Source organism: Mesorhizobium sp. M8A.F.Ca.ET.207.01.1.1 (assembly GCF_004794715.1).
Lineage (GTDB): Bacteria > Pseudomonadota > Alphaproteobacteria > Rhizobiales > Rhizobiaceae > Mesorhizobium.
The window spans coordinates 389901-415117 of sequence record NZ_SRUS01000002.1 but is presented as its reverse complement, the minus strand read 5'-3'; the positions used below and the strand labels follow the sequence as shown (position 1 = coordinate 415117).

The window sequence follows — 25217 nt, the reverse complement described above, 5'->3', positions numbered from 1 at the left end:
TCTGGGGAAAAGACCATCGGCCGGGCCAAGGGTGGGGAAAACCATGATTTCCAACATTGCCGAATTGATCGCCGACCGCATCGGCACCATGCCCGCCGGCGAACGACGAGCGGCCCAGACGCTGATCGCCAGCTACCCGATGATCGGGCTGAAGACGGTCGCCGAGTTCTCGGCGGCTGCCGGCGTGTCCTCGCCGACGATCCTGCGTTTCGTCGCCCGGCTCGGCTTCCAGAATTATCCGGAATTCCAGTCGAGCCTGCAGGATGAACTGGCGGCGCAATTGCAGTCGCCGGCAACCCGCACACTCAATCCGCCCTCGCCCGGCGGCACCGGATCGCCAATGCTGGAAGCGACGCTCGACAACATGCGCGAGACCTTCCGGCATCTGTCCGACAAGCAGCTTGCCGACATTGCCACCAGGCTTGCCGAGCGGCGCGGCAAGACATTTCTGATCGGCGGCCGCTTCACCGATCCCCTGGCGCGCTACATGGCCGCCCACCTCGCCGTCATCCAGCCCGATGTCTTTCACCTCGCCGGACAGGAGAGCATGTGGCGCGACAGGTTGATCGACATGGGCAAGCGCGACGTGCTGGTGATCTTCGACATCAGGCGCTACCAGGACAGCCTCGTCCGCTTCGCCGAGAAGGCGCACCAGCGCGGCGTTCAGATCGTACTGTTCACCGATCAATGGCTGTCGCCGATCGCCCGCTTTGCCCGTCATGTCATCGCCGGACGAACCGCCGTGCCTTCCGCATGGGATTCTTCGGCGGCGCTTTTCGTCGTCGCCGAAACGCTGATCGGCGCCGTCACAAGACAACTCGAGGCCGACGGCGCCCGGCGCATCCGCGAGATGGAAGGCCTGCGTTAGGCGGATCCCGGCCAAATCGCATCCGTCCCGACGGGGTGTCCCGACTTCACGTTACCGAGATTTAATGTGCACGATCGCGTGATAATTGCCATAAACCGCTGATATGCGAGGTGCGGCGTGGCCGGATTTCGCCGCCCGCCCGTACCGTCGCTGTGCCGCTCCTTCGGGAAGGGGCTGACGATTCCTGGAAACCGGAGTGTCGATGCGCACCTCAAAGCAAATTGTCGTTGCGCTTGTGATCGTGGTCGTCGCTGCGGCTGCCTGGGCGCGCTTCTATCCCGGAGCTCCCGAAGTGCTGGCGCGTTGGGGGATAGACTGGGCCTATGCGGCGACGCCTCCGGCCGGAAACAGTGCGGCCGGCGCGAGACAGGCTGGCAATCGCAATAGCCCCCGGCAGGTCGACGTCGTCGCCTTGCCTGCCGGCACGGCCACCATCAACGACCGCCTGCAGGCGATCGGCACCGGCCGCGCCAATGCCTCGGTGACCGTCAATCCCTATAGTTCGGGCCGCCTTGCCGATCTGCTGGTCGAATCCGGCAGCCATGTCGACAAGGGGCAGATCATCGCCACGCTCGATTCCGAGACGGAGATCATTGCCCAGAACCGGGCCAAGCTCGCCTTGCAGGACGCACAAGCCAAGCTCGACCGCGTCAAGTCGCTGCGCGCCTCCAACGCCGCCACGCCGGTCGCGGTCGCCGATGCCGAAGTGGTGCTGGCCGGCGCCAAGCTGGCGCTTCAGGATGCCGAGCTTGCGCTGCAGCGTCGCTCGATCCTGGCGCCGATATCGGGCACCGTCGGCATCCTGCCGATCTCGGCCGGCAACTACGTGACCAACCAGTCGGCGATCGCCACGCTGGACGACCGGTCCTCCATCCTGGTCGATTTCCAGGTGCCCGAACGCTTCGCCGCCGCCGTCAAGGTCGGCGCGCAATTGACGGCGACGCCGATCGCCAATCAGAGCAACGCCTATACCGGCACGGTGTCGGCGATCGACAATCATATCGACGAAAAGAGCCGCACCCTCCTGGTCAAGGCCAAGATCGCCAACCCGGCCGACTCGCTGCGCGCCGGCATGTCGTTCTCCATCACCATGAAATTCCCCGGCGAGACCTATCCCGCCGTCAGCCCGCTGGCGATCCTGTGGGGATCGGACGGTGCTTATGTCTGGCAGGTCGAGGACGGCAAGGCCAGGCGGTTGCCGGTTCGCATCATCCAGCGCAACACCGAAACCGTGCTGATCGACGCGGAGATCAGCCGCGGCGACATGGTTGTCACCGAGGGCACCCAAAATGTCAGCGAAGGCGGCGAGGTTCGCATCGCCGGCCAGGAGCAGCGCGCCGCCACCGCCGCGGAAGGCTCATGACCGGACCCGTCAACGCCGGCAGCGATACCGGCTTCACCGCCCTGTTCATCCGCAGGCCGGTCATGGCCTTCGTGCTCAACGTCCTCATTGCGGTTGCCGGCCTTGCGGCCTTCTACGGCGTCGAGATCCGCGAATTGCCCGACGTCGATCGTGCCGTGGTCACGGTCTCCACCACCTTCGAGGGGGCGGCGGCCGAAACCGTCGACCGCGAATTGACCGACACGATCGAGGGCGCCGTCGCTCGCGTCTCCGGCGTCAAGTCGATTTCATCATCCTCCTCATTCGGATCGAGCCGTGTCACCATCGAGTTCAACGACGGTGTCGACCTCAACGTCGCCGCCTCGGATGTGCGCGATGCCGTCGGCCGCGTTGCAAACCAGATGCCGGACACGGCCGATCCACCGCGCATCGTCAAGGCCGACGCCAATTCCGACGCGGTGATGCGGCTGGCGGTGACTTCGGACACCCTGTCGATCCAGGACATGACGGTGGTGGTACAGGACCAGATCGAGGACGAATTGGCCGCCGTCCCGGGCGTCGCCGACGTCCAGGTCTATGGCGACCGCGACAAGATCTTCCGCATCGACGTCGACCAGAACAAGCTCGCCAGCCTTGGCTTCACGGTCGCCGACCTCAGGGCGGCGCTCGCCTCCGTCGCCTTCGATTCCCCGGCGGGGTCGATCACCACGACCAACCAGGACCTGATCGTCCGCACCACGGCCGACGTGACGACGCCTGCGGAATTCGAAAACATCATCATCGGCGGCACGACGCGCATCCGCGATGTCGCGACCGTCACGCTCGGCCCCGATGTCGGCCAGACCACGCTGCGTTCGGACGGCAAGACCGGCATCGGCATCGGCATCATCCGGCAGGCGGAATCGAACACGCTGGACATTTCGACCGGCGTCCAGGCCGCCGTCGCCAAGCTGCAGGCGAACCTGCCCAACGGCATGTCGATCAAGATCACCAGCGACGACGCCGTCTTCGTCAAGGGTGCCGTGCACGAGGTCGAGATCGCGCTCGGCCTGTCGGTCACCATGGTGCTGATCGTCATCTACGTCTTCCTGCTCGACTGGCGCGCCACGCTCATCCCGGGCCTGTCGATGCCGGTCGCCATGATCGGCACCGTAGCCGCCATCTATCTGGCCGGCTTCTCGATCAACATCCTTACGCTGCTCGCTTTGGTGCTGGCCACCGGCCTTGTCGTCGATGACGCCATCGTGGTGCTGGAAAACATCGTGCGACGGCGCAATGAGGGCATGGGGCCGCGCGCGGCCGCCGTGCTCGGCGCACAGGAAGTGTTCTTCGCCGTCGTCGCCACCACGCTGACGCTGGTCGCGGTCTTCGTACCGATCTCGTTCCTGCCGGGACAGACCGGCGGCCTGTTCCGCGAATTCGGCTTCGTGCTTGCGATGTCGGTGCTTCTGTCCTGCGTGGTGGCGCTGACGCTTTGCCCGATGCTTGCCTCGCGGATGCTGACCAGCGCGTCGCTTCACCACGAAGGTGGCCACGGCATCGGCGCGCGCATCGGCGGCGTCCTCAATGCCGGCTACAAGCGTGCGCTCCATGCATGTCTCGACGCGCCGTGGATCGTGGTTCTGGTCGCGGTGCTGTTTGCCGGCATCGCCTTCACGCTGTTCGGCACGATCCGCCAGGAACTGACGCCCACCGAGGATCGCGCCGCCGTGCTGTTGCGCATCAACGCCCCGCAAGGCGTCAGCCTCGACTACACCACGCAGCAGATGCAGAAGATCGAGCGGCTGATCCAGCCGATGCGCGATTCCGGCGAGATTCGCTCGACCTTCGAGAACGCCGGCCAGAACGGTTCCTACAACTCGGGCTTCATGGTGATGACGCTGGCGCCGTGGGACGAGCGAAGCCGCAGCCAGCAGGAGATCATGGCCGAGATCAGCCAGCTGACCAAACAGGTGCCCAGCGTGCGCATCTTCCCGGTCCAGCCCAACAGTCTCGGCATCCGCGGCGCCGGCAACGGCCTGCAGTTCGCTCTGGTCGGCAACGATCGCAAGGCGCTCGGCGATGCGGCGGTCAAGATCATCGCCGAGATGCAGAAGGATCAGCGCTTCCAGACGCCACGCCTGTCGATCGACCCGACGCAGCCGCAGCTGGCCGTGGCCATCGACCGTGAGCGCGCTTCCGACCTCGGCATCGACATATCCGGGCTCGCCAACACCATGCAAGCCATGCTCGACGGCAACGACGTCGTCGATGTCTACATCGCCGACCGCAGCTACGGCGTGAAGCTGGTCTCGACCACCAATCCGATCAACGACCCGACCGATCTGGAAAATGTCTTCCTCAAGACGGCGGATGGCCGCTTCGTGCCGATGTCGACCATCGCCACGCTGACCGAGCGCGCCGTGCCGCCGTCGCTGTCGCGCGAACAGCAGCAGCCTTCGGTGGCAATCACCTCCAACCTCTCAAGCAATTTCGCGCTTGGCGATGCGCTGACGCGTGCCGAGGAGATCGCCACGCCGCTCCTGCCGCCCGGCAGCCGCATCCTGCCGCTGGCCGAAGCCGCCACATTGGGCGAAACCAACAGCGCCATGGTCACCATCTTCGGCTTCGCCCTGATCATCATCCTTTTGGTGCTGGCCGCCCAATTCGAGAGTTTCGTCAGTGCCGTCATCATCATGGCGACAGTGCCGCTCGGCCTTGCCTGCGCCATTTTCGCGCTGCTGCTGTCGGGCACCAGCCTCAATGCCTACAGCCAGATCGGCCTGGTGCTTCTGGTCGGCGTCATGGCCAAGAACGGCATCCTGATCGTCGAATTCGCCAATCAGCTGCGTGATCGCGGCCTGGGCGTGCGCGAAGCGATCGAGCAGGCCTCCACCATTCGCCTGCGGCCGGTGATGATGACGATGATCTGCACCATACTTGGCGGTGTGCCGCTTGTGCTGGCCGCCGGCGCGGGCGCGGAGGCGCGCGTGGCGCTCGGCTGGGTGATCGTCGGCGGGCTTGGCCTGGCCACCGTCTCGACGCTGTTCCTGACACCGGTCGCCTATCTCCTGCTTGGCCGCTTCGTCACGCCGAAGACCCATGAGGAAGCGCGGCTGAAGCGCGAACTCGAGGAAGCCGCCTACACCAATGTGGAACCGGCGGAATAGAGATAGCTATTTCAGCAGCCGGCCTTCGATCGACCAGCGCGCGGCAAGGAAGTTCAGCACAGCCGCCACGATGACCCCGCCGATCTTTGCCGGCCACACGCCGGTGATGCCGGCGAAGAGTGCGATCGACAGGCTGGAGACGCCGAGCGAAATCAGCGCCCCGGCCGTGACAAACCGCAGGAAGGCGTCATGCAGCCGGATGGCGTGATTGCGCTCGAACGACCAGAAGCCATTGGCCACGAAAGAGAAGATGACGGCGATCGACCACGAGAGGACGTTGGCGGCAAGCGGTGGGACGTGCAGCTTGAGCAGCAGGGAAAAGCCGGCAAGGTCGATGGCCGTGTTCACCAGTCCGACAAGCGCAAAACGGGCGATCTTGCTGCCGGTTGAACGCTGGGGTCGATCGGCTCCGCTCATCCCTTGCCGTCCATGATCTCGACACCGGCGCGGGCCAGGCTCGCGCCGAACGCATCCGAGGCCAGCACCCCGAATTCCACTTCGCGCACGCCTTGCATCGGGTCGCGCGCGCGCAGTGTTTCGTCGACATGGCCGGGGTGGCACATGAACAGCCCATGGTCCGGCAACGCTTCGACCGCTGCCTTCAGCAATGGCGCAAATTTTTCGGGTTGCCGCCAGTCGTAGATGCCGGCGAGCGGCTTCCAAACGGCAAAGCCGGCGCGCTGCATCGATTGATTGAAGCCGGCGGCCACGGCAGCGATTGCCGCGATCTTCGAAGCGACGGCGGCATCGCCAAGCGCCGGAGCGCCGCGCAGCACCGGCCTGCCGGCGGCGTCGGGAAAATACGCCCGCAGCCATCCGCGCACGACGGGCAGGAAATGCACGTGCTGATGACCATCGATGAAGTCGGGCTTGCGGCCGAGCGCCTCGACGAACCGACTGTACTGCGCGTCGAGTTCGGCATGGACATCGCGCTTGTCGATCCGGCCGCGCAGGACCGGCAGGGCGAGCGAACGAAGCGGCGGCAGCCGGCCCTCGGGCGCCAGGCTCGACTTGCCTGTGACGGCCGGCTGATCCGTAAGTGTCAGGTGCAGCCCGATCGCCGCATGGCCGCACAACGGCCTGATACGCGCCGCCGCCCCGGCCCATTCCGGAAAACCGGTCATGCAGCTGGTGCCGGTCAGCCGTCGCCGGTCGAGCAGGTCTAGAATTCCGGCGCAAACCCCTGGCGCCAGGCCGTAGTCGTCGGCGATCAGGCGAATGCGCCGCGTCATATGCCGGACGCGCCTGGCGGCCTGTCCGAGACGTCGCTGCGCACGACATCGCGCACGATGTAGACCGGCCGGTCCTTGCTCTCCGACAGCGTGACCCAGACATATTCGCCGATCAAACCAAGCAAGGTCAGGTTGAGGCCACCCAGCAGGACGACGGCGACCATCAGGCTGGGATAGCCAGGCACGGCGATGCCGTAGAACATCACTTCGAAGAACACCTTGGCGCCGTAAACGATGCCCGCCAGCGCCGCCAGCATGCCGCTCAGGCTGATGATGCGCAGCGGGATGACGGAAAACGACGTAAAGCCTTCCAGCGAAAAGGCGATCAGGTTGAGCCGGCTCCATTTCGACGTGCCGACAGCCCGGTTTTCCGGCGAATAGGGTATGGCTTTCTGGCGGAAGCCTGCCCAGGCGAACAGGCCCTTGTTGAAGCGCCGCTTGTCGCGCAGGCTGGTCAGCGCGCGCGCGACGGTACCGCGCATGACGCGAAAATCTCCCGCGTTCTCGGGGATATCGAAACGCTGGCTGCTGTTGATCAGGCTATAGAACAGCTTCGCCAGCTGGCTGCGCCGCCAGCTGGCCTCGCGCCGGTCGTTCTGGGCGTAGACGACGTCGATATCGGGATGCTTCACCAACTCGGCAATCATCTGCAGGCTGATGTCCATGGAATGCTGCAGGTCCGAATCCATGATCAGCACCATGTCGCCGCGCGACTGGTCGAGGCCGGCGAGCACCGCGACCTCCTTGCCGAAATTGCGGCTGAGGCGAACGATCTCCCAGGAGCCCGACAGCGCCAGCGAAAACCGTTCGGCGCCATCGTCGCGACTGCCGTCGTCGACCAGGATCTTGTGGACGGCCATGCCGAAACGGCTTGATACCGCTTCCTCGAGCCTGTCGAGCAGCGCGGCAAAGGCCGACGCCGATTGCGCCTCGTTGAAGAAGGGCGCCACGATATCGAGTTTCTGACGCAACTCAGCCATGTGCGACGGGTCCGACATTCGCCATCTTTTCGCTCGCCTTGGCCCAGAACCACCAGATCAGCGGACAGACGATGAAGGTGACCGCGAGCGGCCGGAACCAGGGGAAGAAGAAATCATGCATGTGGCGCTCGACGCCCGTCAAACCTGTGACGAACAATACCATCGACAGCACCGAAGCCAGGACGCCGCCACGCTCGTCCCGCCACAGTGTGGCGATAGCGAGGCCGGCAGGCACCGCGATCATGGCGTAGGTATTTGGCTCGACGCGCGGATTGAAGACGCACATGTAGAAGGCGGCCGTCAGGAAGATGGCCAGTCCCGCCATTCCAGGCTGGAGCTTGCGGTCGAACCAGAGAACGGTCGATAGCGTAAGCAATGCCACGACGACACGCACGATCGTGGCGGCGAATTCAGGCATGGGTAGGCCTGCCGACGTGAAAGGCGCCGTGAAGTCGGTGGGCACAAAATGGCCGGACTTGTCGACCGCCATGGAGGTCAGCATGCTGGCGAAATCACCGTACTGCTCGTTGAGGTAGCCGGCAGGTGCGAAAGCATATGGAATGGCGAGCACGAACAGCACCGCCAGCACGAGCACGGGTATCAGCCGCAGGCGCAGGGCTCCCACCAACAAAAGCATGATGATCGCGGTCGGTTTGGCAATGATGGCGACCGATGCCCAGAAGAAAGTCTCGGCGCGCCGCCCTTCGAGCGCCGACAGGGTCAGGAGCCAGCAGGCGCCGGTCAGGAGGATCGTCGCCTGGCCGTTGCGGATCGCACCCAGCGCCATCGGCAAGGCAAGGAAGAGCCCGAAGGAAAGCAGCCACGTCAATTCCCCGCCACCGAGCTTGCGCACCTGGCGCATCGCGGCGAAGGTGAGCACCGCAAACCCCAGTACGTGCCACACCAGTCCGCCCAGATGCGGACCGAGCTTCAGCACCGGAACATAGAGCGCGGCAAAGGCCGGCGCGTAGAGATAGCCCATCTCGGACTGGAGATTGTACAGTGGCTGGCCGCTGAGGAACGCCTCGCTGCCAAATCCGTAGGCCTGCATCACCGTGCGCGTGTAGGGCGACCATAGCACCATCCCGAGGACGACCAGGAATGCCCCGACCCACAGGCTCAGCCCCAAACGGTCGAAAACCGGCTTGGAAATCGTCATCAATACACCCCGCACGCCATTGGGGGAGACGCCTCAGCCTGGCGTCGTCCCGGCATTCGATGGCGGCGGCATATCACGGACAAAGCGGCGCGGCATAGGGGGGTCGATGGCGCAAGCGGCGATCCGGCCGGTCCGATGGCAGCCGGACACGTGAATGTGTCGACCATCGAGAGCAAGGTCACCGTTTCAAGGCCGGATGAAAACCTTGCCGTTGGGCTTGGCCAGTTCCGCCGGCAAGCGCGCCATTGTCTCGGCCAGCGGAATGACCGCCGTCACGTCGGTCGACCAGCGTCCATCGGAAAACCGCTTCTGCGCCTCGAGAATCGCCGGACCACGGCGATCGCGGAACTGACGCATCCATTCGCTCAGCCAGAAGCCCTCGATGTGCTTGTGCTGGAAGATCAACTGGCCGGGCTCGCGGATGACCGTGGCCTCGGGATCGAGCCGGCCGTAGATGATCCAGCGCGCCCGTTTAGGCATCGCATTGAAGATCGCCGAAGCCAGCGGCCCGGTGACCGCATCGAGGAAGATGCGCGGCTGTTCGGCCTTCATCACCTCGCGCAGGGTGGTCTCGAAATCCGGCGCCTTTTCGTTGAGGACACGCGCCGCGCCAAGCTCTTTCAGCAGCGCGATCTGCTCGTCGCGGCGCACGGTGACAACAGGCCGGAACCCCTCCTCCCTGGCCAGGCCGATGATCAGCTTGCAGAGCTGGCTGGCGCCTGCGGTCATGATGAAGGCCTTCTCGCCTTCCTGTTTGACGATGTCGAACATGGCGATCGCGGTCAGCGGATTGACGATCATCGCAGCGCCATCCTCGTCGCGCACCGTATCGAGGAGCGGAATGCAGGCCGCCGCCTCGGCGACCGCATATTCAGCCCACGAGCCCCAATTGCTGAGACCGGTGGCGAAGGCGACCCGCTTGCCGATGAGGCTCCTGGGATAGGGCTCCTCCCCGCCCACGACGACTGTGCCGACACCTTCGAAGCCCGCCGGCTGGCCCTTGGCGCGCGGCTGCCCGTACTGGCCCTTGATGAAGGCGACATCCGATGGATTGATCGAAGCCAGACTGACCTTGATCAGCACCTGGCTCGGTCCGGGCGCCGGCACGGCGATGCTTCCCGGCTCGAGATACGGCTCCATCGCCTCGAGCGCACTGCCGCTCGGTGTCCTGGTATAGCCGTCGCCGACCAAGAGCAGCGCCTTCATTTCGGAGGGGATTGTCATCAGTGACACTCCTTGGTTGTCGCGGGAAGAACCGTATGTGGCCAGCCTAACTGCCGCTCAGACCTTCTCCTGCGTGTATTTCTTCAGCTCCGTCCGCGCCACCTGGCGGCGATGGACTGCGTCAGGCCCGTCGGCGAGGCGCAGCGTCCTCAGATGCGTCCACGAGCGCGCGAGCGGCGTGTCCTGGCTGATGCCTTTTGCGCCGAACATCTGCACCGCCTCGTCGGTGACCTTGAGCGCCACGCGTGGCGCGATGACCTTGATCTGGCTGATCCAGGGGGCCGCGGCCCGCGCGTCGCCCTGGTCGATCATCCACGCCGCCTTGAGGCAGAGCAGCCGGGCCATTTCGATCTCCATCCGGCATTCGGCGATGATGTCGAAATTGGCGCCGAGTTTCGCCAGCTTCTGGCCGAAGGCCTCGCGGCGCACCGAACGCTGGCACAGCATTTCCAGCGCCATCTCGGCCTGGCCGATGGCGCGCATGCAATGATGGATCCGGCCCGGCCCGAGCCGGCCTTGCGCGATCTCGAAACCCCTGCCCTCCCCGAGGATCAGGTTCGACGCCGATACCCGCACATTGTCGAAGCGAAGATGCATGTGGCCGTGCGGCGCGTCATCGTCGCCATAGACCTGCATGGCGCGGACCTTGGTCACGCCAATTGTGTCCGAGGGGACCAGGATCATTGAATGGCGGCGGTGCTGCGGCTCTTCATCGCCGCCGGTCCGCACCATGACGATATAGATGGCGCAGCGCGGATCGCCGGCGCCCGACGCCCACCATTTCTCGCCGTTGAGCACATAGTCACCGCCCTGCCGCTCGCAGCGCATGGAAATGTTGGTGGCGTCGGAGGAGGCGACATCCGGCTCCGTCATCAGATAGGCCGAGCGGATTTTTCCGTCCAGCAGCGGCTCGAGCCATTCCAGCTTGTGCTCGGCCGAGCCGTAGCGTTCCAGAACCTCCATATTGCCGGTGTCGGGCGCGGAGCAGTTGAAGGTTTCGGCGCCGAGATGTGCCTTGCCCATTTCCTCGGCCAGATAGGCGTATTCGACGGTGGACAGGCCGTAGCCGCGTTCCGAACCGGTCAGCCAGAAGTTCCACAGGCCGCGCTCCCGCGCGGTCTTCTTCAGCCCTTCGAGAATCTCGCTCTGGCGCTTGCTGTAGACCCAGCGGTCGCCGGCCTTGCCGACTTCGCCGAGGAATTCCTTGTCAAGCGGCATGATCTCGTTGCGAACCATGGCCGCGACGCGTGCGTGGATCGGCTTCAGCCGCTCGGTCATGCCGAGATTCATCTGCGTCATCGGTCGCTAACCCTTCATGCACGCCAGGCATTTTATCCGTGGCAAGGATGACCGTACTTCGGATAGCCTTGTCAACGCGAACTGTTTTGCCCGCGGGCGGGGCAACGGCGCGGAGAATTTGGATGAGCCACCTGGACGAGCTGTTTTCGGTTGCCGGCAAGACCGCGCTGGTAACGGGAGCGGCGACCGGCATCGGTCACATGGCGGCAACCGCGCTGGTCAAGGCCGGCGCCAGCGTGATGATCGCCTCGCGCAAGGGCGAGGACTGCATCAAGGTCGCCGGCGAACTGAACGGACTTGGCGCCCCGGGCCGGGCGGAAGGCTTTGCCGGCGACGTTTCCAGCGAGGCTGGCATTGCCGCCCTGGTCGGCGAGGTCAAGGCGCGGGCCGAAAGACTGCATATCCTGATCAACAATGCCGGCGTGTCCTGGGGCGCGCCGCTGGAGAACTTCCCTTATTCGGCATGGGCCAAGGTGTTTGGCGTCAATGTTACCGCCGTCTTCCATCTGACCCGCGAATTGCTGCCGCTGCTCGATGCTGCTGCCAGCGACGCCGATCCGGCCAGGGTGATCAATCTGGGCTCGGTGATGGGCACGCAGCCGCTGGCCGACGACGCCTATTCCTACACCGCCTCCAAGGCCGCGGTTCACCATTTGACGCGCACGCTGGCGCTCGAATTCGCCGCCCGCCGCATCACCGTCAACGCCTTCGCACCAGGCCCCTTCCAGAGCCGCATGACGGCCTTCGCCACCGGCACGGACGAACAGGCCAGGCATGTCGGCAGCCATGTCCCGATCGGCCGCATCGGCACACCGGATGACATTGCCGGCGCAACGCTCTATTTGTGCAGCCGTGCAGGCAGCTATGTCACCGGCGCCATTCTGCCGATTGACGGCGGACAGTCGGTGCAGCATGGGCTGACCTTGTTCAAGGAATGACATTTTCCGGCCGCAGAAGCCGGAGGTGAACTGGAGGACATGAGCGTGGAACCGATCAGTCTCGATGTGCTTCTGGCCAGTGTCGGCAAGGAGGTCGGCGTTTCGCCGTGGCGCGTGGTCACGCAGCGCATGATCGACCAGTTCGCCGACGCCACCGACGACCATCAGTTCATCCACTGCGATCCGGAACGGGCCAAGCGCGAAACGCCGTTCGGCGGCACCATCGCGCATGGCTTCCTGTCGCTGTCGCTGCTGTCGGCCATGACCTTCGAGACCATGCCGCCGCTGGAAAACGGCAAGATGGGCGTCAACCATGGCTTCGATTCGCTACGCTTCCTGGCGCCGGTGAAGACCGGCGCGCGCATCCGCACCCGTTTCGTGCTAGCCGACGTCAAGGTCAGGCCGTCGGGCTGGGTGCAGACGGCGCACGACGTGACCATCGAGATCGAAGGTTCGAAGAAACCGGCGCTGACCGCCCGCTGGCTGACGCTGACCTTGATTGAACGCCAGCCCGAGACGGCATGAACGAACCGAACGCGCTCGACCAGGCGGCCCTCGCGCCTTACCTCGAGGCGCACATCCCGGGCTTTTCCGGGCTCGCGGCAATCGAAAAATTCAAATCCGGCCAGTCCAACCCGACCTATCTCCTGACGGCTGAAAGCGGCCGTTACGTGCTGCGCGCCAAGCCGCCAGGCCAACTCTTGAAATCGGCGCACCAGGTCGACCGCGAATTCCGGGTGATGAAGGCGCTTTCGGACACCGCCGTGCCGGTGCCCGAAATGCTGCATCTGTCGGCCGAGGACTCGCCGATCGGCCGCATGTTCTACGTCATGGATTTCCTCGACGGCCGCATCTTCTGGGATCCGGCGCTGCCCGAGGCCCGCGGCAACGATGAGCGCGCCGCGATCTACGATGCCATGAACGCCACGCTTGCCGCCCTGCACGACGTCAACGCCGAGGCCGTGGGCCTCGGCGATTTCGGCCGCCCCGGCAATTACTTCGAGCGCCAACTGGCACGCTGGACCAGCCAGTACCGCGCCTCGGAAACCAGCGCGATCGGCGACATGGACCGGCTGATCGAATGGCTGGAAACCCATATGCCAGCCGATGATGCCAGGGCTGCGCTGGTGCATGGCGATTACCGGCTGGACAATCTGATCTTCGCGCCGGACCAGCCTAAGGTGCTGGCGGTACTCGACTGGGAACTGTCGACGTCAGGCCACCCCTTCGCCGACATCGCCTATCAATGCATGCAATGGCGCCTGCCGCATGCCTCGGCTTTTCGCGGCCTGGGCGGCATCGATCGCTCGGCACTCGGCCTGCCCTCCGAGAAGGACTATGTCGCCGCCTATTGCCGGCGGCGTGGGCTGACCGGCATCGGCAACTGGACGTTCTTCCTCGCCTTCTCTTTCTTCCGGCTGGCGGCAATCTGCCAGGGTGTCTACAAGCGCGCGCTCGACGGCAATGCTTCCAATCCGGAGAAGGCCAGAACCTACGGCGAGGCGGTGAAATTGCTCTCGCATCTCGCCGCCAAACTGATCGACAAGCAGGCGTAAGAGGGAGACGGGATGGGCCGCTTCGAAGGAGGAACGGTGCTGATCACGGGTGCCGCCGACCCGGCCACTCCCTCACGACCGGCATGACGACTGCCGCTTGGGAACCCGTGGCGCCCTTGTTCGTTTCCGTACAGCGTATATAATTTAGCCAGGCACCAACCAGACAAGGGCAACAGACTTGCCGCTGAGCGTCCAGAAGCGCCGCGAGAAACAAAAGGCCGAACTGCGCTCGGAGCTTGTCGAGGCCGCACACAAGCTCGTCCAGGAAGAAGGCTATGAAGGCCTGACCATCCGCAAGCTGGCAAAGCGGGTCGGCTATGCGCCGATGTCGGTTTATTCCTACTTCGCCGACAAGCAGGACATCCTCTTCGCGCTGGCCGAGGACGCGTTCGAAACGCTCGCCCGTCGCATCGAGGAGCATCCGTCCGACGATCCGATCGAGGCCTTGCAGGCGGTGATGACCGAATATGCCGCCTTCGGGCTCGGCAATCCCAATGAGTACCGCACCGTCTTCATGACCGAAAAGACCAAGCTGCCGGATGGCAGGAGCTACGAGGACATGGAGGAAGGCAATCCGGCGATGAAGGTGCTGATCAGCAGGGTCGAGGCCTGTGTCGCCGCCGGCAAATTGCACGGCGATCCGCGCGCCATTGCCACCATGCTGTGGGCGGTCGGCCATGGCACGATCTCGCTGTTGATCACTTTCCCCTTTTATCCCTTCGGCGACGCGCAGGCGTTCGTGAAGCGGATGTGCGACTTCACCCTTGCCACGCTCAGCACGCAAGACGTGCCGGCGTTGACCGAAAAACCGGTCAACTGCTGAGCGCCCGCCCTTTCGGTTTCGCAGATTTCCGCGCCGACCTGGCACCCAAATCGGCGTCGAATTTCTTGGTTAACAAAAAACTACCGTACGTGTACGATTCTCCCTTGAACTTCGCGATCGACGGACGTATTTGTACGAAGTAACGTACATGTACGGAACAAATTCGCCCGTCGAACACGGAGACTGACCATGAAAAAGACACTCCTCACCCTCGCCGCCGTGCTGGCACTTTCGGGTTCGGCTTTCGCCGCCGGCACCAGCCAGCCGGTCAAGCACCCGACTGCGGCGACCTGCGTCGACACCAAGACCAATGTGAAGCTCGATTGCGCTTCGACCGGTTCGGTCGACAAGAAAGCTTCCACGGAAGCCACGACCAGCGGCAAGGGCCCGCGGCTCGGGATCACGGTGAACCCGTGGATCATGCCGAGCGCCTACTGAGATTTCGGCCTACCAAGATTTCGGAAAGTCGGTTCTGGCCGGCTCAGCCGGCCAGACGGTGATTCAGGCGATCGAGACCGGCAGCTTGGTCGCTGAACTTTCGAAGGCCGCATCGATCAGCTTCTGCATCTCGGCGGCGCGCCGGAAAGACGGATCACCGTTCCGTCCCGTGTCCAGCGCATCGGCGAAGCGCTGGGCATTGTGCTTGACGTCAGGCGGCGTCAACGTCCGCCAACGGTGCAGATCGACGTCATCACCCAGGCAAGCGGACAGCCGCGAAACCTTGCCGTCGGTCTCGACCTTGATCGCGCCCTTGGTGCCGTGCAGGCCCAGCGACAAATCATTGCCATGGCCTGTCGTGTAGCGGCTGGCCATGATCGTGGCCAGCGCGCCTGAGCTGAGCCGCGCCGTTATCGCCAAGCTGTCATTGACGTCGAGCACATAGTCGCCGACGCGGTCGCCCTCGGCCTTCGGAAACGTCACCAGATCGGCATGCAGGGAGACGATATCCTCGGCCGCCCCATAGGTCGCGAAGTCGAGGATATGGATGCCGACATCGCCCAGCACGCCTGTCGAACCGTGCCGGCTCGACAGGCGCCACAGCCATTTGTCGTCGACCCGCCAGTCGCCCCAGAACTTGCTGACCAGCCAGCTTTGCCTGTAGCTGGCCTCGACGTGGCGCAGCTCGCCGATCTCACCGGCCCGCACCATGCGCCGCGCCTCCTGGATCACCGGCGTGTTGCGATAGGTCAGGTTGACCATGTTGACGAGCCCGGCCGCCTCGGCGGCTTCGCTCATCGCAAGCGCATCGGCATGGTTCGGCGCCAGCGGTTTTTCCAGAAGACATGTTTCCCGGCGGCCAGCAGGGCCAGTGTCGTCGCCTTGTGAACCTGGTCCGGCGTCGCGTTGATGGCGGCATCGAACTCGCCCCAGGCGATCGCCGCTTCGAGGCTCTCGAAGAAAGTGCCTATTTTGTTGGCGGCGGCGAACGCTGCCGCGCGGCCCGGCAGACGATCGACGCAAGCGACGATGGTGCAGCCCGGGACCTGACCGAACTCCTCGATATGGTGTGCGGCGATCCAGCCGGTGCCGAGCAGAAGCAGGCGGTGCATCAGCTCAACCCCTTGTCACCGTCGGCATGCAGGCGCAGGCCTTTCTGGACGATCTTCTCCTTGGCCTTGTCCGTCGGCACATTCGGCGCGTTGGTGATGCCGGCCCAAGCCGGGGCCGGATTGTGTGCCCAATGCACGGCGTTGCGCAGCACCTGCTGAACGCCTTCATTGTGATAGATCGGATAGGTCTCGTGGCCCGGCGAGAAGTAGAAGATCTTTCCGGCGCCGCGCTGATAGGTCAGGCCGGAGCGAAACACCTCGCCGCCCTCGTACCAGGAGATGAACACCGTCTCCAGCGGCTCGGGCACCGCGAACGGCTCGCCATACATTTCCGTCTCGCCGATCTCAAGGCATTCGCCGATGCCTTGCGCGATCGGATGGCCGCGATTGATCGCCCAGACCCGCTCGCGCTCGCCCGCCACGCGCCATTTCAGCGAACAGGGCGTGCCCATCAGCCGCTTGAAAATCTTCGAGTAGTGGCCCGAATGAAGCACGATCAGCCCCATGCCTTCCCAGACCCGCTTCTGCACGCGCTCGACGATCTCGTCCTTGACCTCGCCATGGGCGGCATGGCCCCACCACAGCAGCACATCGGTGGCGGCCAGCCGCTGCTCGCTCAGGCCGTGCTCAGGCTCCTGCAAGGTCGCGGTAGTCGCCTCGATGCCCTTGTCCTGGTTAAGCGCGCCAGCAATGGTGCCATGCATGCCAAGGGGATAGAGGTCGCGCACGGCGGCATTGGTCTGTTCATGAACATTCTCGCCCCAGACAACAGCTTTTATCGGCATTTTTCCTCTCCAAAGCGCTTTGAATATCGCATCTTCGGAGGTGTTGGGAAGATGCCTTCAACCGGAATCTGCTAAATCAGGGCTTGCGGGTCTTGCGTCCGGCCACCGTCTTGGCCTTGCCGGGCTTGGCGGGTGCACCGGGGATCGCCGAACTGGTGATGGACACCGGATCGCTGGCAGGGAACGTATCCTCGAGGCCTTCCTCGAGTTCCTCTTCGGTGTCGGCCTCTTGATGCCGCTCATGTTCGAGCGAACGGACCGCCGCGGTTTTCGGAGATTTCGGCGCGGACTTCGACGGCATCGGCATTTCTCCCTCGACTTGTCGCCGCACAACGGACGTGGGCGGCAAACGTTCCGAGGTCAGCCGGCGGCGTCGCGGGCTCCCTCGGACAGGAAAGTAAAGACATAGTCCGAGAAGGAACGCCAGCACTCGACCCTGAAGGCGTCCTCGGCCGTGCGCAACAGCACGATCTCGGCCTTGCCCAGGATGGTGCGCGAAGCGGCGCCCACCGGGAAGGCCTCGAGCGACAGATCCTGCGGGCAGCCCGAATTGATCGCGGCTTCCGCCGCCGGACCGGTGACGGATATCGCGATGTTGCGATGCGAGATACCGACCGACGAGTGCAAGGCGGAAACCTCCGCGCAATCGGCGAGCGGGTCCTTGCCGGCCTCGTCGATGACAAGCCACTCGTCCGGCCCAAGCCACAGCGCCGTACGCCCGCCTTTCGACGCCGAGGTTTTCGGCTGCTTCGGCAAGGTCACGCCGAGCGCCTTTGACAGGGCGGGGACCGAAGCCTCCGGCGCACGCAGCGAAATGCGCTCGGCCGGTGGCAGCACTTCGACCTTGGCACCTGTTGCGGAGACGGTGCGCCCGGCCAATGCCGAACGCCGCTCTGCCGAGGGCGAAGCCGTCGCGGCCGTCCTTGCAGCAACCTTAGCCATTGAGGCGCCCTCCCGTCTCGTCAAAGAACACCATCCCGGTAACCTCCACTTCGATCACCCCGTTCGGCATCGGCACGTAGAGCGTATCGCCCATCCGGTGACGTCCGCCGGCGACCAGCGCCAGTGCGATGGAACGGCCGCAATTCTGCGACCAATAGCTCGAGGTGACGTGGCCGATCATCTTCATCGGAATCGCCTGCTTCGGGTCCTCGACGATCTGGGCACCCTCTTCCAGCACCACCTTGGGGTCCTTGGTCTTGAGGCCGACCAGTTGCTTGCGGCCCTTGGCCACCAGATCCGGCCGCGCCATGCCCCTGATGCCGACGAAGTCGACCTTCTTCTTGCCGACCGCCCAGTCGAGACCGGCATCGTTTGGCGTGACCGTGCCGTCCGTATCCTGGCCGACGATGATGTAGCCCTTCTCGGCGCGCAGCACATGCATCGCCTCAGTGCCGTAAGCGGTGGCGTCATGCTTCTGGCCCTCGGCCCACAACGCTTCCCAGACCGCCTGGCCATAGTCGGCCGGCACGTTGACCTCGAAACCGCGCTCGCCGGTGAACGACATGCGGAACAGCCGTGTCGGCACGCCGCAGATCTTGCCTTCGCGCACCGACATATGCGGCAGCGCCTCGTCAGACATGTCGATGCCTTCGACCAAAGGCGCGATGATGTCGCGCGACTTCGGCCCTTGCACCGCAATCACCGCCCACTGTTCGGTGATCGAGGTCAGCCAGACATTGAGATGCGGGAACTCGGTCTGGAGGTAATCTTCCATGTGGTTCATGACACGCGGCGCGCCGCCGGTCGTCGTCGTCACATGGAAGCGGTCCGGCGCCAGCCGGCCGACGACACCGTCATCATAGATGAAGCCGTCCTCGCGCAGCATGATGCCATAGCGGCAGCGGCCTGGCTCCAGCTTCTCCCACGGGTTGGTGTAGAGCAGTTCCATGAACTTGGCCGCATCCGGGCCGACCACTTCGATCTTGCCGAGCGTCGATGCATCGAACAGCCCGGCCTGGTTGCGGACGGCGACGCATTCGCGGTCGACCGCCGCATGCATGTCCTCGCCGGCTTTCGGGAAGTACCAGGCGCGCTTCCACTGGCCGACATCCTCGAACACCGCGCCTTGCGCCTCGGCCCAGGGATGGATCGCGGTCTTGCGGGTCGGGTCGAACAGCGGGCCGCGCGCATGGCTGACGATCGCGCCGAAGGTGACAGGTGTGTAGGGCGCGCGGAACGTGGTCAGCCCAACCTCGGGGATTGGCTTGCCCAGCGTCTCGGCGGCGATCGCCAGGCCGTGCATGTTGGAAGTCTTGCCCTGGTCGGTCGCCATGCCGTTGGTGGTGAAGCGCTTGACGTGCTCGATCGAGCGCATGCCCTCATGCACCGCCTGGCGGATGTCCTTGGCGGTGACGTCGTTCTGGAAATCGACGAAGGCCTTGACCGTCGTGTCCGGCCCGGCGCCGGGTGCCGCACCCAGCATGCCGCGCGACCAGCTCTCCGAGGCATCCACCTTCGGCTTGGTGCCCTTGGCTGCCTTGGCGCCGGCATCCTTGGCCGCCTTGGCGCCAGCCGCATAGGCCTCGTCGACCGTTGCCGACAGCCCGTCGGTGCCGTTGCAGGCGCCGACCGAAATGCAGTCCTGCGCGTAAGTGCCCGGCACGAAGCGCTTGGTCTCGTCATTGAAGGCGACCTTGCCGCGCGACTGCGAGAACAGATGCACAGACGGCGTCCAGCCCGCCGACATCAGGATCGCATCGACGGGAACAGTGCGTTCGCCGCCGCCATTCTTCGGCTGCACCGTCATCGACGACACGCGCAACTTGCCGCCGGCGCGGATCACCGCGCGACCGAAATTAATCTCGATGCCGAGCGCCCTCGCCTCGTCGATCACCGGGCCGGTCGGGTTGTCGCGCAAATCGACGATCGCCGCCACGTTGACGCCGGCCTTCTTCAGGTCGATCGCGGCCGCATAGGCCGAATCATTGGCGGTGTAGACGCCGACATTCCGTCCTACCGCGACACCGTAGTGGTTTAGGAAGGTGCGCGCCGCGCCCGCCAGCATGATGCCGGGCCGGTCGTTGTTGGCAAACACCATGTGGCGCTCGATGGCGCCGGAGGCCAGCACCACGCGCTTGGCGCGGACCTGCCAGAGCCGCTCGCGCGGCAGGTCGTGGCCGGGGGCCTTCAAATGATCGCTGACGCGCTCGACCAGGCCGACGAAATTCTGCGCGTAATAGCCGAACGCCGTCGTGCGCGGCAGCACGCGGACATTATCCATGGCCCTCAGCCTGGCGATCGCCGCTTGCGCCCAGGCAAAGCCGTCCTGGCCGTCGATCCTGGCGCCGCTCTCGAAGCGCAGGCTGCCGCCGAATTCGGCCTGTTCGTCGGCGAGGATGACGCGCGCGCCGGTCTCTGCCGCGGCAAGTGCCGCCGCGATACCGGCCGCACCGCCGCCCAGCACCAGCACGTCACAATGCGCGTAGCGCGAGGAATAATGGTCGGGATCGGGCTTGTCGGGCGAAACGCCAAGGCCGGCGGCTTCGCGGATCTTCGGCTCGTAAAGGCTCTTCCAGGCGGCCTTCGGCCACATGAAGGTCTTGTAGTAGAAGCCGGCCGAAAACAGCGGCGATGCCAGGTCGTTGACGGCGCCGACATCGAAGGACAGCGACGGCCAGCGGTTTTGCGAATTGGCAGCGAGCCCGTCATAGAGCTCCTGCACGGTGGCGCGCACGTTAGGTGTCTTGCGCGCGTCATCACGCACGATCTGCACCAGCGCGTTGGGCTCTTCCGCGCCGGCCGACAGAATGCCGCGCGGGCGGTGATACTTGAACGAACGGCCGACCAGATGCACGCCGTTGGCCAGCAACGCCGAGGCCAGCGTGTCGCCCTCGATGCCGGTGTAGGACTGGCCATCGAAGCTGAAGCGGGCGGTCTTGGCCTGGCTGAGGCGCCCGGCGCCGGGAATGCGCAAGGCGCCGCTCATTTCGCAACTCCGGGCAGCTTGGAAGGCTTGGGCTCGCCGGCCTTGTAGGTCAGGACGAACTTGTCGGTGACGGTGTCACGCACCGCATTGAAGAAGCGCGCGCAGCCATGCATGTGCCGCCAGCGCTCATAGATGATGCCCTTGGGGTTCGAGCGGATGAAGAAGAACTTCTCGAAGTCGTCGTCGCTCTCGCCGGCCATGTTGGCCGAGCGCGCTATATGCGCTTCGCCGGCGTTGCGGAACTCGAGTTCCGGGCGCTCTTCCTCGCAATAGGGGCAGCGGATGAGAAGCATCGTGCTTGTTCCTACAATTCGCCGTGGCCGACGCGCGCGCCGGCGGGTTGATCGCAAAGCTTTTGGCCCATGGCCATGAACGGGGCGACGAGCCGCAGCCGCTCCTCGACGCTTGCCGCGGCACGAAACAGGTCGCGGTTGGCCATGTTGCCGAGCGTCAATTGCAGGGGGTCGGTGGTGACGATCACGCCACGCGGCGTGAAGTCCTCGTCCTCATCCAGCTCGGGCGGCCGGCCTTCGAAGAACATCACCACTTTCTGGCCGCCACTCCAGACGCAGGTGAGCGTCCCCTCATCGACCGAAAACGGCCATCCGGCTTCGTTGCCGGCGCGCGCAATCGGCTGCAGCCGCACCTCCGCCACTGTCGGAAAATGGAACATACCTTGTTCCCCCGCCAGCATCAGCGGCATAGCGACAGCCATCTGCGCCATCATCAGTGCGCCACCGCCGCCGCCGCCGCCTCGTCGATGAGGCGGCCGGTGCGGAAGCGTTCGATGGTGAAGGGCGCATTGATCGGATGCGGATCGTCCTTGGCGATGGTGTGGGCGAAGACATGGCCCGAGCCCGGCGTCGCCTTGAAGCCGCCCGTGCCCCAGCCGCAATTGACATAGAGGCCCGGCACCGGCGTCTTGGCCAGGATCGGCGAGCGGTCGGGCGTGACGTCGACGATGCCGCCCCACGAGCGCAGCATCTTCATGCGCGTGAAGATCGGGAACATCTCGCAGATGGCGTCGAGCGTGTGCTGGAGAATGTGAAGCCCGCCGGTCTGCGAATAGGAGACATACTGATCGGTGCCGGCGCCGATCACCAGTTCGCCCTTGTCGGACTGCGAGATATAGGCGTGCACCGTGTTCGACATCACCACGCAAGGCACGACCGGCTTGATCGGCTCCGACACCAGCGCCTGCAGCGGATAGCTTTCCAGCGGCATGCGCACGCCGGCCATGTTCATGATGACAGAGGAATGGCCGGCGGCGACGACGCCGACTTTCTTGGCGCCGATGAAGCCGCGCGTCGTATCGACGCCCATGACCGCGCCATTGGCGGCCCGCTTGACACCGGTGACCTCGCAGTTCTGGATGATATGGACGCCGCGCGCCGAAGCGCCGCGCGCATAGCCCCAGGCGACCGCGTCATGGCGCGCCGTTCCGCCGCGGCGCTGCAAGGCGGCCCCGACGACGGGATAGCGGGCGTCCCTGGAGGTGTTGAGCGGCGGGCAGAATTCCTTGGCCTGCTCCGGCGTCAGCCATTCATTGTCGATGCCGTTCAGCCGGTTGGCGTGGACATGGCGCTTCAGCACCTGAATGTCGTGCACATTGTGCGCCAGCATCATGACGCCGCGCGCCGAATACATGACGTTGTAGTTGAGCTCCTGGGAGAGCCCGTCCCACAGCTTCAGCGCATGGTCGTAAATGCCGGCGCTCTCGTCATAGAGATAGTTGGAACGGATGATGGTGGTGTTGCGCCCGGTGTTGCCGCCGCCCAGCCAACCCTTTTCCAGCACCGCGACATTGGTGATGCCATGTACCGTGGCAAGATAATAGGCGGTGGCCAGGCCATGGCCGCCGGCGCCGACGATGATGACGTCGTATTCCTTTTTAGGCTCAGGCGAGGACCATTGTTCCTCCCAGCCCTTGTGGCCGCGCATGGCCTCGCGGGCGATGGCGAATACAGAGTATTTCTTCACGGTCCAGCCTCGCAAATGGCAGCCGGGCGTTCATCATCAAGCCCCGGCGCGCGAGGTGTATCACTAGCGAAACAGCGCTGCTATCCTTGCGCTGTTTGCGACGGCGCTTGCCGTTTTGCGCCGCGCTGAAAAAGAGGTATCCCGCCTGGCTCTGTTGATTGCCTTCAGTCACACTTCTCCCTGCCGGGGATTTCGGAGGATGATGATGGGCAACGCCTGGTGGAATCTCACATTGCGCTTCCTGCTGGAGCTTGCCGCTTTGCTTGGCCTCGGCATGGCAGGCTGGAGTCTCTCGGACGGAGCGTGGCGTTGGGTCCTCGCTATTGCCTTGCCGCTCGCCGCGGCCGCGGCATGGGGTACCTTCGCGGTCCTCAATGATCCGAGCCGTTCAGGCCGGGCACCGGTGCCTGTGCCGGGCGCAGTCAGGCTGGCGCTGGAATTCGTCGTCCTGTTCGGCGGCGCGGCGGGTTTCCATCTGGCAGGCCATGCCGCCACGGGCATCATCATGGCCGTGCTGATCGTCATCAGCTACGCGTTCTCGCTAGACCGTCTGGCATGGCTGCTGCGGCAATAGTTGGTACCAACCTCTGCAGGTATCGGGTGGCTGCTGTCCCGCCAACCTGCGATCAAGCATCCGATCGCCGGCAAGGCTGGCGCGAAGGACAGGGATGCCCAGACATGCTCGCACTTTCCAACAAGATCGCCATCGTCACCGGTGCCAGTTCCGGCATCGGCCGCGCCACCGCCAAACTGTTCGCCGAGGAGGGCGCCAGGCTCGTCATTTCCGCCCGCCGCCAAACCGAGCTTGATGCGATCGCCGCCGAAATCGAGGATGCCGGCGGCACGGCCGTCGCTCTCGCCGGGGATGTCACCGACGAGACCTACGCGAAAGCCCTCGTCGAGCTGGCGGTCGGCAGCTTCGGTGGACTCGACATCGCGTTGAACAATGCCGGCTCTGTCGGACTGATGGGACCAGTCCCCGACATGTCGGCACAGACATGGCACGGGACGATAGACACCAATCTGACCAGCGCCTTTCTCGGCGCGAAGTATCAGATACCGGCCATGCTGGAGCGCGGCGGCGGCTCACTGATCTTCACGTCGAGCTTTGTCGGTTACACCGCCGGCATGCCGGGCATGGCCGCCTACGCCGCCGCCAAGGCAGGTCTGATCGGATTGACGCAGGTGTTGGCCGCCGAATACGGACCGAAGGGACTGCGCGTCAACGCGCTGCTGCCGGGCGGCACCGACACACCAGGCGCGACGACGACCACGCCCGAGGCACGCGCCTCTGTCGAGGGCCTCCATGCCCTGAAGCGCATGGCGCAACCGCAAGAGATCGCCCGCTCCGCGCTTTACCTGGCCTCCGACGCTTCGAGTTTCACCACGGGAACCGCGCTTTTTGCCGATGGCGGCGTGTCGATCAGCCGGACGTGAAGGATTTTTACGGGAACAGGCCTGTTCGTCGTTGTGACGCAGGCCGCCGGTCTTGCTTTTTCGGCGCGATTTGGCGATTCCGTTTCCTGTCGAAACGGGTCTTCTTGCCAAGACGGGTCCTGGAACCATGATGCTGATCCGAACCTATGTCGCGCAGAGCGCAATCGAAGGCGTCGGCATGTTCGCCGCCGAGCCGATCCGCAAGGGCGCCTCGATCTGGCGCCTCGATCCGGATTTCGATCGGCTGATCCCGATGGAAAAATACGAGGCGGCCTCGCCGCCCCTGAAGGAACTGCTCGACCGTTACGCCTATCCGAGCCCGGACAAGCCCGGCTTCATGGTCTATGAGGTCGACAATGGCCGCTTCATGAACCATTCGGCGACCCCGAACACCGATTTTTCGCGCTATGGCGGCGCCACCGCGACCCGGGATATCGCCGTCGGCGAGGAGATCACCTGTGATTACGGTGAGTTCTTCGAGGATTTCGAGCGGTTGCACCTGGCCACGGCGTAACGGCGCCCTATCTCCAGGCGACCGTGGCAATTTGGCTGCCGTCCGTCATTTCGACTGTGGACAGCGAGGCTTGATTCTGCTATCAGCCGCCACAATTCGTGGTGTCGAGCGCCGCGGAGGCTTGTGGCTATGGCTGCTTGCCTGTTGATATCAAACCCGAAAGACAGGATTGCCCGTGCAGGTACTCGTCCGCGACAATAACGTTGATCAGGCGCTTCGCGCGCTGAAGAAGAAGATGCAGCGCGAAGGCATTTTCCGCGAAATGAAGATGCGCGGCCACTACGAGAAGCCTTCCGAGAAGCGCGCCCGTGAAAAGGCCGAAGCCGTTCGCCGCGCCCGCAAGCTGGCCCGCAAGCGCGCACAGCGCGAAGGCCTGCTGCCGATGACCCCGCGTCCGGTTGCTGCTGGCGGTGCCGCCGGCGCAGCGCGTCCGCCGCGCTGATTATCGCCAAT

The 25217-nt window shown here is 64.6% G+C and carries 25 protein-coding genes and 1 pseudogene; 12 read left to right on the top strand and 14 right to left on the bottom strand.

Annotated elements, in window-relative coordinates; all coding sequences use genetic code 11:
* Positions 1–43: 43 nt before the first annotated feature.
* From EN850_RS06875 to EN850_RS06865, 3 genes are all read left to right on the top strand, one after another.
* On the top strand, positions 44–868 hold the full coding sequence (locus EN850_RS06875) for a MurR/RpiR family transcriptional regulator (protein ID WP_135865649.1): 825 nt from the start codon (positions 44–46) through the stop codon (positions 866–868).
* 202 nt (positions 869–1070) lie between these two features.
* A complete protein-coding gene (locus EN850_RS06870) occupies positions 1071–2231 on the top strand; it encodes an efflux RND transporter periplasmic adaptor subunit (protein ID WP_127869931.1) in 1161 nt (386 codons plus the stop codon).
* On the top strand, positions 2228–5359 hold the full coding sequence (locus EN850_RS06865) for an efflux RND transporter permease subunit (RefSeq protein WP_136090886.1): 3132 nt from the start codon (positions 2228–2230) through the stop codon (positions 5357–5359). The genes EN850_RS06870 and EN850_RS06865 overlap by 4 nt, the downstream gene beginning before the upstream one ends.
* A gap of 6 nt (positions 5360–5365) precedes the next feature.
* Here EN850_RS06865 and EN850_RS06860 read toward each other — a convergent pair whose 3' ends face one another.
* The 6 genes from EN850_RS06860 to EN850_RS06835 all read right to left on the bottom strand — a co-directional run bounded on the left by EN850_RS06860 (position 5366) and on the right by EN850_RS06835 (position 11253).
* Complete coding sequence (locus tag EN850_RS06860; RefSeq protein WP_127869933.1) at positions 5366–5776, bottom strand: GtrA family protein; 411 nt, start codon at positions 5774–5776, stop codon at positions 5366–5368.
* Positions 5773–6591 carry a ChbG/HpnK family deacetylase gene (locus EN850_RS06855; protein ID WP_135929333.1) on the bottom strand — a complete coding sequence of 273 codons (819 nt, stop codon included), beginning with the start codon at positions 6589–6591 and terminating at the stop codon, positions 5773–5775. Before EN850_RS06855 ends, EN850_RS06860 begins: the two co-directional genes overlap by 4 nt.
* Entirely contained in the window at positions 6588–7571 is a 984-nt protein-coding gene (locus tag EN850_RS06850; protein ID WP_127279544.1) for a glycosyltransferase family 2 protein, read from the bottom strand. The genes EN850_RS06855 and EN850_RS06850 overlap by 4 nt, the downstream gene beginning before the upstream one ends.
* Positions 7564–8730: a glycosyltransferase 87 family protein gene (locus tag EN850_RS06845; RefSeq protein WP_127279543.1), complete on the bottom strand. Its 1167-nt coding sequence runs from the start codon at positions 8728–8730 to the stop codon at positions 7564–7566. Before EN850_RS06845 ends, EN850_RS06850 begins: the two co-directional genes overlap by 8 nt.
* A gap of 186 nt (positions 8731–8916) precedes the next feature.
* Positions 8917–9954 (bottom strand): zinc-binding dehydrogenase, encoded by a 1038-nt coding sequence (locus EN850_RS06840; RefSeq protein WP_136090885.1) that lies wholly within the window; start codon positions 9952–9954, stop codon positions 8917–8919.
* A gap of 57 nt (positions 9955–10011) precedes the next feature.
* Entirely contained in the window at positions 10012–11253 is a 1242-nt protein-coding gene (locus EN850_RS06835; RefSeq protein WP_136090884.1) for an acyl-CoA dehydrogenase family protein, read from the bottom strand.
* Positions 11254–11375: 122 nt separating this feature from the next.
* Between EN850_RS06835 and EN850_RS06830 the strand changes: the two genes are divergently transcribed.
* The 5 genes from EN850_RS06830 (at position 11376) to EN850_RS06810 (ending at position 15008) form a co-directional block, all read left to right on the top strand.
* Entirely contained in the window at positions 11376–12191 is an 816-nt protein-coding gene (locus EN850_RS06830) for an SDR family oxidoreductase (protein ID WP_136090883.1), read from the top strand.
* 39 nt (positions 12192–12230) lie between these two features.
* Positions 12231–12716 carry a MaoC family dehydratase gene (locus tag EN850_RS06825; RefSeq protein WP_019861112.1) on the top strand — a complete coding sequence of 162 codons (486 nt, stop codon included), beginning with the start codon at positions 12231–12233 and terminating at the stop codon, positions 12714–12716.
* Positions 12713–13747: a phosphotransferase gene (locus tag EN850_RS06820; RefSeq protein ID WP_127281236.1), complete on the top strand. Its 1035-nt coding sequence runs from the start codon at positions 12713–12715 to the stop codon at positions 13745–13747. Before EN850_RS06825 ends, EN850_RS06820 begins: the two co-directional genes overlap by 4 nt.
* Before the next feature lie 178 nt (positions 13748–13925).
* The gene (locus tag EN850_RS06815; protein WP_136090882.1) at positions 13926–14570 is read left to right on the top strand and encodes a TetR/AcrR family transcriptional regulator; all 645 of its coding nucleotides are present in this window, start codon (positions 13926–13928) and stop codon (positions 14568–14570) included.
* A gap of 189 nt (positions 14571–14759) precedes the next feature.
* The gene (locus EN850_RS06810; RefSeq protein WP_127869940.1) at positions 14760–15008 is read left to right on the top strand and encodes a DUF680 domain-containing protein; all 249 of its coding nucleotides are present in this window, start codon (positions 14760–14762) and stop codon (positions 15006–15008) included.
* 63 nt (positions 15009–15071) lie between these two features.
* On the opposite strand, the pseudogene EN850_RS06805 reads toward EN850_RS06810, so the two are convergent.
* From EN850_RS06805 to EN850_RS06770, 8 genes and pseudogenes are all read right to left on the bottom strand, one after another.
* A pseudogene (locus tag EN850_RS06805) lies at positions 15072–16120 on the bottom strand (Gfo/Idh/MocA family oxidoreductase).
* A complete protein-coding gene (locus EN850_RS06800) occupies positions 16120–16905 on the bottom strand; it encodes a ThuA domain-containing protein (protein WP_136090881.1) in 786 nt (261 codons plus the stop codon). The pseudogene EN850_RS06805 and the gene EN850_RS06800 overlap by 1 nt, the downstream one beginning before the upstream one ends.
* Before the next feature lie 76 nt (positions 16906–16981).
* The gene (locus EN850_RS06795) at positions 16982–17206 is read right to left on the bottom strand and encodes a hypothetical protein (RefSeq protein WP_127279071.1); all 225 of its coding nucleotides are present in this window, start codon (positions 17204–17206) and stop codon (positions 16982–16984) included.
* Between the two features lie 59 nt (positions 17207–17265).
* Entirely contained in the window at positions 17266–17847 is a 582-nt protein-coding gene (locus EN850_RS06790; RefSeq protein WP_136090880.1) for a sarcosine oxidase subunit gamma, read from the bottom strand.
* Positions 17840–20833, bottom strand: coding sequence for a sarcosine oxidase subunit alpha (locus EN850_RS06785; RefSeq protein ID WP_136090879.1), 2994 nt, complete (start codon positions 20831–20833; stop codon positions 17840–17842). Before EN850_RS06785 ends, EN850_RS06790 begins: the two co-directional genes overlap by 8 nt.
* Positions 20830–21126, bottom strand: coding sequence for a sarcosine oxidase subunit delta (locus EN850_RS06780; protein WP_135932401.1), 297 nt, complete (start codon positions 21124–21126; stop codon positions 20830–20832). Before EN850_RS06780 ends, EN850_RS06785 begins: the two co-directional genes overlap by 4 nt.
* Positions 21127–21137: 11 nt before the next feature.
* Positions 21138–21560 carry a hypothetical protein gene (locus EN850_RS06775; protein WP_127279075.1) on the bottom strand — a complete coding sequence of 141 codons (423 nt, stop codon included), beginning with the start codon at positions 21558–21560 and terminating at the stop codon, positions 21138–21140.
* Positions 21560–22813 (bottom strand): sarcosine oxidase subunit beta, encoded by a 1254-nt coding sequence (locus EN850_RS06770; RefSeq protein ID WP_135881368.1) that lies wholly within the window; start codon positions 22811–22813, stop codon positions 21560–21562. The genes EN850_RS06775 and EN850_RS06770 overlap by 1 nt, the downstream gene beginning before the upstream one ends.
* A 205-nt stretch (positions 22814–23018) precedes the next feature.
* Here EN850_RS06770 and EN850_RS06765 point away from each other — a divergent pair, with 205 nt between their 5' ends.
* The 4 genes from EN850_RS06765 (at position 23019) to rpsU (ending at position 25206) form a co-directional block, all read left to right on the top strand.
* The gene (locus EN850_RS06765; protein WP_127275458.1) at positions 23019–23387 is read left to right on the top strand and encodes a DUF2568 domain-containing protein; all 369 of its coding nucleotides are present in this window, start codon (positions 23019–23021) and stop codon (positions 23385–23387) included.
* Positions 23388–23491: 104 nt separating this feature from the next.
* Complete coding sequence (locus EN850_RS06760) at positions 23492–24250, top strand: SDR family oxidoreductase (RefSeq protein WP_136090878.1); 759 nt, start codon at positions 23492–23494, stop codon at positions 24248–24250.
* Positions 24251–24377: 127 nt separating this feature from the next.
* Positions 24378–24764: an SET domain-containing protein-lysine N-methyltransferase gene (locus tag EN850_RS06755; RefSeq protein WP_127275460.1), complete on the top strand. Its 387-nt coding sequence runs from the start codon at positions 24378–24380 to the stop codon at positions 24762–24764.
* Positions 24765–24939: 175 nt separating this feature from the next.
* The gene (rpsU, locus tag EN850_RS06750) at positions 24940–25206 is read left to right on the top strand and encodes a 30S ribosomal protein S21 (RefSeq protein WP_010911429.1); all 267 of its coding nucleotides are present in this window, start codon (positions 24940–24942) and stop codon (positions 25204–25206) included.
* Positions 25207–25217: the final 11 nt, after the last annotated feature.